The organism is Pseudomonas sp. GXM4 (assembly GCF_008923895.1).
Lineage (GTDB): Bacteria > Pseudomonadota > Gammaproteobacteria > Pseudomonadales > Pseudomonadaceae > Aquipseudomonas > Aquipseudomonas atacamensis.
On the sequence record NZ_WBRZ01000216.1, the window covers coordinates 1 to 9,182 of the forward strand.

Here is a 9,182-nt window from a genome sequence, read left to right on the forward strand (position 1 = left end):
CCAATAGCCGAACGCGGAGCGTCCGTTGAGGCATTCCCACGCAGAGCGTGGGACCGATCAGGACAGGGAGTGAGTCAGGTCAGGCTCTCGCGAACCATATCGAGAAACGTCGCCACCACCCGCCGCGAACTCTGTTCGCGCAAGCACACCAGGGTTTCGGTCAGGCGCCTCGTGCAGTCGGTGATCGGCAACGCGCAGACCCGTGAGTCGGCGCCGAACTCCGCCGCTGAAACCACACCAACCCCGATCCCCACTACCACGGCTTCGCGCGCCGCTTCCCGACCTTCAACCTGAATTGCCGGGCGAATGCGCAAGCCCGCTCGAGCCATTTCCTCTTCCAGGGTCTGCCGGGTTACTGAGCCGATCTCACGCAGCACCAGTGGCGTGTCATCCAGATCGGCCAGACAGATCGATTCGCGCTCGGCCCACGGATGATTGCGCGAAACGAACGCCACCATCGGATCGTTGCGCAACGGCACGCACAGCAAGCGTTCATCGCTCACGTCGCGGCCGAGCAGCGCCAGATCGGCCTGATAGTTGAACAGGCGAAACAGCGATTCATCGGTATTGCCGGTTTCGATTTTCACGCTGATGCCCGGGTAGCGTTCGCAGAACCGTGCGATCTGCGGCAACACGTGGATCGGCGCGTCCACCGCGAGAATCAGGCTGCCGGTCTGCAGGGCCTGGGATTCCTGCAGCAATTCCTGCGCTTCGGCTTCGATCACGAACAGGCGCTGGGTGATCGCCAGCAGACGCTCGCCCAGGTCGGTCAGGCGCACGGAACGTTTATTGCGGTGAAACAGCAGCACGCCGAAGCGTTCTTCGAGTTTGCGTACTTGGTCGGAAATCGCCGGTTGCGTCAGATAAAGCCGTTCGGCGGCGCGGGTGAAGCTGCCATGGACGGCCACCGCGTGGAACGCTTTGAGTTGGGCATGAGAGACGGACATGGTGACTCCAGTAACAAGCTCAGCTTATTTGTGAAATACGATAAATCGATTTTATTTATTAAACAGTAATTGCTTTGATCGGCTCACGCCATCGCTGACTGTTCGGTCGAACAGCAGCGCCGGCCCATGAGCCTGTGCGTGCAACAGCAGACTCATCTGACCGGTATCGCCGAAGGGAAGGGGCGGTAACGCAGTGCTCAACAATAAAAAACACAGGCGTTTTTCTTAATCGATTCTGCCGGCACACTCACACCCTGAGGTCAGAACCACCATGAACAAGCACATCGGCACCCTGGCGCGTTGGCGCGTGCAGATCTTCGCTATTACCTGGCTCGCGTACGCCGCGTTCTACTTCACCCGCAAAGCATTTTCGGTAGCCAAACTGGGCATCGCCGAAGACCCTGATTTCACCCTCGACAAAATGGCCATGGCCAACCTCGACGCGATCTATCTGGCGGCGTATGCCCTCGGACAGTTCACTTGGGGCATGCTCGCCGATCGCTTTGGCCCGCGAGTGGTGGTGCTTGGCGGTTTGCTGATATCCGCCGCTGCGGCGCTGGTGATGGGCAGTTTCGCTACATTGCCGATCTTCGCCACGTGCATGTTGATTCAAGGTTTGGCGCAGTCCACTGGCTGGTCCGGGCTGTGTAAAAACCTTGGCAGCTTCTTCCCGTCAGAGCAGCGCGGGCGGGTGCTCGGCTTGTGGAGTTCCTGTTACGCGTTTGGTGGCCTGGTCGCCTCACCGTTCGCCGGCTGGTGGGCCTACACGCTGGTCGGCACCTGGCACGCGGCATTCATTTCCAGCGCGGCGGTGGTCGCGGTGGTCGCCGTGCTGTTCTTTATCTTCCAGCGCAACAAACCGGAAGACGTCGGCTTGCCGGCGGTGGAGCCCGAGCCGGAACTGACCGCCGAAGAAACCGCAGCCAACAGCAAACTCAGCGTCTGGGAGCCACTGAAGGAAATCCTGCGCAACCGCACGGTGCTGGTGCTGGGCCTGGCGTATTTCCTGCTGAAACCGGCGCGCTACGCGATTCTGTTGTGGGGCCCTGTGATTGTTTTCGAACAGATGCCCAGTGTCGGCAAGGTCGGCGCGGCGATCATTCCCACCGCGTTTGAACTGGCCGGATTGCTCGGGCCGATCATGATCGGCCTGGCCTCGGACAAACTCTTCGGCGCCCGACGCATGCCGGCCTGCGTGCTGAGTCTGCTGGCGCTGACCGTGACGCTGGCGTTGTTCATGGCCGCGCTGAACACCGGCAGCGTGTTGTTGGTCGTCGCGTTGCTGTTCGTCATGGGCCTGACGTTGTATGGCCCGGACTCGATGATCAGCGGTGCGGCGGCCATCGATTTCGGCAAGGCCAAGGCCGGTGCCACTGCCGCCGGTTTCGTCAACGGCTGCGGCTCCGTTGGCGCGGTGCTCGGCGGTTTGCTGCCGGGCTACTTCGACTCGGTGACGGTGTTTATCGTCTTCGCCGGATGCGCGCTGTTCTCGGCGCTGGTGCTGATTCCGCACTGGAACAGTCGGCCGGTCGGCGTGATGGAGCCGCGCGCGGCGATCCCCAACTGCCCGCTGAGCGTCAAACCGCTGCGTTCCTGAAACCCTTCGCCCCGTGGCCTGCTGCGCGGTGCGCGGCAGGCTGCGTCGTGGCTATCTGACTGGAGATTTCCCATGCGACCGTTCTGGCTCGAGCAAGCCTTGCAGGCCGACCCATCTGAGCAGTGTCCACCGCTGCAAGGCGAGGTGCGCACGGATGTGTGCATCGTTGGCGGCGGCTACACCGGATTGTGGACGGCGATCATGCTCAAGCAGCAAAACCCGGAGCTGGAGGTGCTGCTGATCGAAGCAGACATCTGCGGTGCCGGCGCCAGTGGCCGTAACGGTGGTTGCGCACTGTCATGGTCGGCCAAGTATTTCACCCTGGAGCGCTTGTTCGGCGTCGAAGAAGCGGTGCGTCTGGTCAGGGAATCGGAGCGCAGCATCCATGCGATCGGCGAGTTCTGCGAGCAGTACGGCGTCGATGCCGACTACCGCCTCGACGGCACGCTGTACACCGCGACCAATCGCGCCCAGGTCGGCGCAACTGATGCGGTGATCGCGGCGCTGGAGCGTAATGGCATCAACTCGTTCAGCCAGCGCCCGCTCGCCGATGTGCAGCGCATGGCTGGCTCAGCAAAACACCTGGAGGGCTGGTTTTCCCCGGCGGCTGCCAGCGTGCAACCGGGCAAACTGGTACGCGGTCTGCGCCGGGTGGCGCTGCAATTGGGCGTGAAAATCCATGAGGGTACGGCGATGACCGGACTGGAAGAGGGCCGCCCGGCACGTATTCATACGCCCTGCGGCAAGGTCATCGCCGACCGTGTGGTGCTGGCGATGAACGCGTGGATGGCCCGCGCGTTTCCTCAATTCGAGCGCAGTGTGGCGATTGTTTCCAGTGACATGCTGATCACCGAACCGCGTCCGGAGCTGCTCCAGCAAATCGGTTTGACCAGCGGCGTCAGCGTCCTCGATTCGCGGATTTTCGTGCATTACTACCACAACACCCCGGACGGCCGGATCATGCTCGGCAAGGGCGGCAACACCTTCGCCTATGGCGGGCGGATGCTGCCGGTGTTCGATCAGCCGTCGCCTTATGCCGGATTGCTCAAGCGCAGTCTCGCGGATTTTTTCCCGGCGTTCGCCGAGGTCAAAATCGACGCGACGTGGAACGGCCCGTCGGATCGTTCGGTGACCGGTTTGCCGTTTTTCGGCCAGATGAGCTCGGCGGGCAACGTGTTTTACGGCTTCGGTTATTCCGGCAGCGGCGTCGGCCCGTGTCACATGGGCGGGCAGATTCTCGCCGCGCTGGTGCAGGGCCTGGATAACCCGTGGACCCGTTCGCCGCTGGTCAACGGGCCGCTGGGTTATTTCCCGCCGGAACCGATTCGCTACCTCGGCTCGCTGATGGTGCGCAACGCCATCCGCCGCAAGGAGCGCGCCGAAGATCACGGGCGCCGGCCTCGGCATCTGGACGTGCGCCTGGCGAAATTCGCGGCGGCGGCGGGCAAGGCGGACAAAGGCTGAAGCGCCAATCAATGCTCGGCGCGGTGGCTCAGCCAGTCGAGCAACAGGCTGTCGCGCGCGGGTTCTGATTCGCGCTCCGGCGGCTGTCGTGCGTGGCTGAGGCACAGGATCGGTCGGTCCGGATCGCTGTCGAGGAAACTCACCCACACTTCATTGCCGGCACGCGGTAATTGATCGATGGCGACAGGGCCGCTGAGCCGGCTCATGGCGATCGGCAGCCACAGGGCGTCGCTGGCGGATTTATCCGCAGACGGCCACAGGCTTACAGCGAGGCAGCCGTTTTCGTCCACTTGCGCAGGTTGCCCAGGCGCACCCGCGACTTTCGCCAAGTGATAACCGGCAATATTCGGGCGAGCTTGTTTGAGTGGCGGACGGAAGTCGGTCGACCAGGGCTGTGCAGTGAAGTCGTTGTGATAACGGTGAACGCTTGGCGCCGGATCAAGGATTGAAGGGTGCTGCCCGTGGTGGCGCACGGCGCATATCAGCCATTGTTCGTTGAAATGATGAATCGGGTGGTCGGCCACAAGCAGCAGTCGGCCACTGAGCAAATCGCTGCAATCACTGCGCCCGTGAATCGAGCGCAACTGGCAGCGCTGGCGTTGCAGATGGCGCCGGCTGCGCTGTTCGGCGTGCAGACGTTCCGGCGATCGCGCGGGCATCGGCGACTCGGTGGAGACTTCGTTGGCGGCTTCGGCGTTGCCGGTTGGCTGACCGCGATTGCGCACCGCATGCAGCATCGGTACGGGCGCCGCGCGATGTTGTTGATAGAGTGCGCTGACGCAGGGCGATGGGGGTTGCTCATCAGCATTGAAAGGGATTTCAACCGGTTCCTGCGGCAGGCTCAGGCTGTCGTCGGCGAACACCACGACGTGTCCGTGCGGCCCGTGTTCGAAGTGATAGTGGATGCCTTCTTCTTCGCATAGCCGCTGCAGCAGCGCCAGATCGCTTTCTTCGTACTGAATGCAAAACGCCCGCGGCGGGTAGTGACCGACGCTCATTTCAATGCGGTAGCTGTGCGCTGGCAGGGCATGTTCTTCGAGCAGTTGCTGGATGATCTGCGGCGTACTCAGGTGAGTAAACACGCGGCGCTTATGCGTTTGCGCCAGTTGTTGCAAATGCGGCACCAGAATCAGTCGATAGCCGACCCGATGGGTCCCGCGATGTTCGCAGCTGGCGCTGGAAATGACGCCGTGGAACCCGTGCTGCTCACTGAGCCGCAGAAAGGCCGGCCGGTGCAGAAAGGATCCCGGGACGATGGCCGGGGCCAGGCCGAGCAGTTCGATGTCGAAACGGTAAGGCTGGTTCAGCGCTTCCTCGCCGCGAAAACGCACCACCGGCAGGCGCAATCCGCTGTCGGTCAGCGTAAGGGTGAAGGGACTTTCCTTGTCATTGAGCATTCGAGCAGGCCCTGTCAGGCGATACGGGGTTTCAAGGGTACGAAACCGTCGGGCTGAATGGTCATGTCAAAGGCGCTTTTCAGAATCCCCCTACATGCTTTGGTGAAGATGTCGATTCCGTCGGCTGTTTTTTTGGTCGATTGCCGACTTTAGGCCGTATAAACTTGCCGCCACGCGTCGGCCAATAGATGTCTCGGCGCCACAGATCAAGAGAGTGAGTAATGGGCGCACAGTGGAAGGTTAAACACAAAGAAGCGGCAGCCAACGCCAAAGGGAAGATCTTCGGCAAACTGGTGAAGGAAATCACCATTGCTGCACGCAACGGTGCCGATACCGCCACCAACGCACACCTGCGTCTGGTGGTCGAGCAGGCGAAGAAAGCCTCGATGCCAAAAGAAACCCTCGATCGCGCGATCAAGAAAGGCGCCGGTCTGCTGGGTGAAACCGTGCAATACCATCGCGTGACCTACGAAGGCTTCGCCCCGCATCAGGTGCCGCTGATCGTCGAATGCGTCACCGACAACATCAACCGCACCGTCGCGGAAATCCGCGTGGCGTTCCGCAAGGGCCAGTTGGGCGCTTCCGGTTCGGTGGCGTGGATGTTCAACCACGTCGGCATGATCGAAGCCGCGCCGGACAGCCCGGATGCCGATCCGGAAATGGCTGCGATCGAAGCCGGTGCCCAGGATTTCGAGCCGGGTGAAGAGGGCGCGACGCTGTTCCTCACCGACCCGACCGACCTCGACGCCGTGCAGAAAGCCCTGCCCGAACAAGGCTTCACCGTGCTCTCGGCCAAGCTCGGCTACCAGCCGAAGAACCCGGTCAGCGGCTTGAGCGACGAGCAGATGGCTGAAGTCGAAGCGTTCCTCGAAGGCCTCGACAACCATGATGACGTGCAGGACATGTTTGTTGGTCTGGCTGGCTGATCTGTCGCGCCAGGAATGACCTCTTCGCGAGCAGGCTGGCTCCCACATTTGCAATGCATTCCATTGTGGGAGCGAGCCTGCTCGCGAATGACTGCGCAGCGGTCAAAGATTCTCCAGCACCTCGATTACTTCGCTAAACCCCGGCCGCCCCAGCACATCGGCCTGACAGCAACGTCGTTCCAGCGCCTGCAGTTGCGCGCGCCGCTCCGTACTCAATCCTGAGTCGACACGCTCCAGCAATTCCCCCAACAACACACCGAACGCACGGACTTCCAGGCGCTGCAATGCGCGCGTCTGCACATCATCGCCGGTGGCATGAAACGACGCCGCGCCGAAATCTCCCAGCAGACAATCGCCCTGATCGTTCAACAGAATGTTGTGGCCATACAGATCGCCGTGGGTAATGCCTTGGCGGTGCAGGTGCTCGGCCGCTGAGGCGATGCCTTTGGCGACGCGCAGGGCGACCTCGGCGGAGAAGCGGCAACCTTCGGCATAAACATCCCGCGAGCACGAGTCCAGGCTGGGCAAACCGGCGAGATTGCCGAAGCTCGGATCAATCAGTTGCATCACCAGCCCCTGCTGTTGATCGGGATGGCCGCTGATGCGCCCTTCGACGCGGATCAGGTTCGGGTGCAGGCCTGCGGTGATGCAGGCGTTCATCTCATGCAGCGGCGAACCGTCGCTGGTCATCTCGCCTTTGTACAGCTTCACCGCAACCGCTTGCGCCGTGCCATCGTCACGCTGCCAGACCGCCCGGGAAATCACCCCGGAAGCGCCTTCGCCCAGTTGCTGCTCCAGGCGCAGCGCCGACCAGTCGATCAGCGGCGTGGCCTCAAGGGCAGCGGCATCGGCTTCGGTCTCCAGCGGATTGCCGGCGTAGGCCAGCCAGGTCAGGCTCGGCAAGGTCAGCAACCACTGCGGCAGTTCGCTGAGTTGATTGGCAGCGATGCGCAGCAATTCCAGCCGATGGCAGTGACGCAGGGAGTCTGGCAGCGATTGCAGGCGATTGCCGGCGAGCATGAGCTTCTGCAAAGCGGGGCGTTCACCGAGTTCGCTGGGCAGACTTTCGATGCGGTTATCGGTGAGGATCAGCCAGCGCAGCTGCGGCGGCAGGGCGGCACCGGGCACATTGACGATACGGTTGGCCTTGAAGCCGACCATGGTCAGCGCGGTGCACTGGCCGAGGCACGCCGGCAGTTCGCTGAACTGGTTGTCGGAGCAGAACAGCACACGCAGGCGGGTCAGGCGGTGCAGGTCCTCCGGCAGGCTGCTCAGCGCGTTGCCGCTGAGGTTGAGCACTTCCAGCGTCTCGGCCAGTTGGAAAATTTCGTTGGGGAATTCGGTCAGCCCGCAGGACAGGTCGAGGCGGGTGATGCCGGACAGCTCGCCGGCGCGCAGTTGAGCAAGGGTGTGCATGTCTGGTTTCGCTATTGATCGGTGGAGCGACGCGGGGGGCGCTGGAATGGGCGACATGATAGCGGTAAAGCGGATGCTGAACGGATTTTGAGTTGTCCCGGACCTTGTGGGAGCGAGCAGGCTCGCTCCCACAGGGCTCGCTCTCACAGGGTAGGGAGTCAGTTGGGAGCGTGGATTGCCTGCAATTGCCCCAACCGGCTGCGCGTGCGCGCCAGGTCAATGGCGTGACCTTCCAGGCTCTGGCCCAGCGGCAGTTGGCCGAGCAGGGTCAGGTGTTTGTCCTGATCGTAGAGCACGTCAATCAGATTGATGAAGCGCTGCTGCACGGCGATCGGACATTCGCCGAGCTGCGGCAGCTCATCGATGATCCACTGGTCGAAACGCTGGCACAGTTGCAGATAATCCATCACTGCCGTTGGCTGTTCACACAGATCGTTGAAGGTGAACGCGACTCGCCGGCCTTGGCAAAAACGGGCCTGAAGCTGGCGCTTGCCAACTTCGAGGGCCAGGGCAGGCGCGTCGGCCGGTGGCAGGTCCAGAGTCTGACGTTGAGCTGCCGTCGCCGGCCAAACGTAATGTCCTTGGGTAAACACTTGATGCGTGTGTTGGCGGTTGAGTGCGCGGTAGTCGTGGGCGCCACCGACTTCCATCACTCGCATGCGCGTGTTGATCAGCTCGATCACCGGTTTGAAGCGCGCGTGATACAGCGGATTAGGCAGCAGGCCCTCGGGTGCATAGTTGGAGGTCACCAGCAGCATGATCTGCCGTTTGAACAGGGCCTTGAACAGCCGCGTGATCAGCATCGCGTCGCCGATGTCATGCACGTGAAACTCGTCGAAACACAGCACCTGGCAATCTTCCAGCAACTCATCCAGGGTGATTTCCAGCGCGTCTTCCTCCAAGCGATGACGGAACATGCCGTCGTGCAACCGAGCGAAGAACTGATGGAAATGCAGGCGGCGTTTGCGCGTGATCGGCAGCGCCTGGAAAAAACCGTCGAGCAACCAGCTCTTACCGCGCCCGACGGCGCCGTACAGGTACAGACTCGGCGGGGCGTGGCCGCTGTCGCCGAGCAGCACGCTGGCTTGCTGCGCCATGCAGTCGATGACTTGCTGCTGACTGCGGCTGAGGGTGTAGCCCTGGCTTTTGGCCTTGTCACGGAAATAATCGCGGATGGTCGCGGCATGAGCATCGTGCCCGGCGCTGGCGGGCAGGCCTTTGCCGAACAGGCGGCGCAGCAACGGCCAGCGTTGGCTCAGTCGTGATCGTTTCGGCGTTCGGGCGGGCACGCGGGACAGGCTCCTGTTCGATTGGGCGGGCTCCACCGGGAGCGCGGTGGCCCAAGTGTAACCAGAGCCCGGGCGTCGGCTCCATGAAATATGTGCACGGTCCCCTGTAGGAGCTGACGAGTGCAACGAGGCTGCGATCTTTTGAT

Annotated in this window: 7 protein-coding genes; 3 read left to right on the forward strand and 4 right to left on the reverse strand. The window is 62.2% G+C overall.

Annotation, left to right across the window (positions count from 1 at the left end; genetic code table 11):
- Positions 1–74: 74 nt before the first annotated feature.
- Complete coding sequence (locus F8N49_RS21310) at positions 75–947, reverse strand: LysR family transcriptional regulator (RefSeq protein WP_110645473.1); 873 nt, start codon at positions 945–947, stop codon at positions 75–77.
- Positions 948–1,218: 271 nt separating this feature from the next.
- Between F8N49_RS21310 and F8N49_RS21315 the strand changes: the two genes are divergently transcribed.
- Positions 1,219–2,544: an MFS transporter gene (locus tag F8N49_RS21315; RefSeq protein WP_016775327.1), complete on the forward strand. Its 1,326-nt coding sequence runs from the start codon at positions 1,219–1,221 to the stop codon at positions 2,542–2,544.
- Between the two features lie 72 nt (positions 2,545–2,616).
- The gene (locus F8N49_RS21320) at positions 2,617–4,008 is read left to right on the forward strand and encodes an FAD-dependent oxidoreductase (RefSeq protein ID WP_130929980.1); all 1,392 of its coding nucleotides are present in this window, start codon (positions 2,617–2,619) and stop codon (positions 4,006–4,008) included.
- An 8-nt stretch (positions 4,009–4,016) separates the two neighbouring features.
- On the opposite strand, the gene F8N49_RS21325 is transcribed toward F8N49_RS21320, so the two are convergent.
- Complete coding sequence (locus F8N49_RS21325) at positions 4,017–5,405, reverse strand: type VI secretion system Vgr family protein (protein WP_151552451.1); 1,389 nt, start codon at positions 5,403–5,405, stop codon at positions 4,017–4,019.
- A 221-nt stretch (positions 5,406–5,626) separates the two neighbouring features.
- On the opposite strand from F8N49_RS21325, the gene F8N49_RS21330 reads away from it, so the two are divergent.
- On the forward strand, positions 5,627–6,331 hold the full coding sequence (locus tag F8N49_RS21330; protein ID WP_016775324.1) for a YebC/PmpR family DNA-binding transcriptional regulator: 705 nt from the start codon (positions 5,627–5,629) through the stop codon (positions 6,329–6,331).
- A gap of 102 nt (positions 6,332–6,433) precedes the next feature.
- On the opposite strand, the gene F8N49_RS21335 is transcribed toward F8N49_RS21330, so the two are convergent.
- Positions 6,434–7,747 (reverse strand): protein kinase, encoded by a 1,314-nt coding sequence (locus tag F8N49_RS21335; RefSeq protein WP_151552453.1) that lies wholly within the window; start codon positions 7,745–7,747, stop codon positions 6,434–6,436.
- A gap of 158 nt (positions 7,748–7,905) precedes the next feature.
- On the reverse strand, positions 7,906–9,036 hold the full coding sequence (gene zapE / locus F8N49_RS21340) for a cell division protein ZapE (RefSeq protein WP_151552454.1): 1,131 nt from the start codon (positions 9,034–9,036) through the stop codon (positions 7,906–7,908).
- Between the last annotated feature and the right edge of the window lie 146 nt (positions 9,037–9,182).

Bases quoted from the DNA above. Each gene is read 5' to 3' on its own strand.
- F8N49_RS21310 (WP_110645473.1), bottom strand. From the start codon at position 947: ATGTCCGTCTCTCATGCCCAACTCAAAGCGTTCCACGCGGTGGCCGTC.
- F8N49_RS21315 (WP_016775327.1), top strand. From the start codon at position 1,219: ATGAACAAGCACATCGGCACCCTGGCGCGTTGGCGCGTGCAGATCTTC.
- F8N49_RS21320 (WP_130929980.1), top strand. From the start codon at position 2,617: ATGCGACCGTTCTGGCTCGAGCAAGCCTTGCAGGCCGACCCATCTGAG.
- F8N49_RS21325 (WP_151552451.1), bottom strand. From the start codon at position 5,405: ATGCTCAATGACAAGGAAAGTCCCTTCACCCTTACGCTGACCGACAGC.
- F8N49_RS21330 (WP_016775324.1), top strand. From the start codon at position 5,627: ATGGGCGCACAGTGGAAGGTTAAACACAAAGAAGCGGCAGCCAACGCC.
- F8N49_RS21335 (WP_151552453.1), bottom strand. From the start codon at position 7,747: ATGCACACCCTTGCTCAACTGCGCGCCGGCGAGCTGTCCGGCATCACC.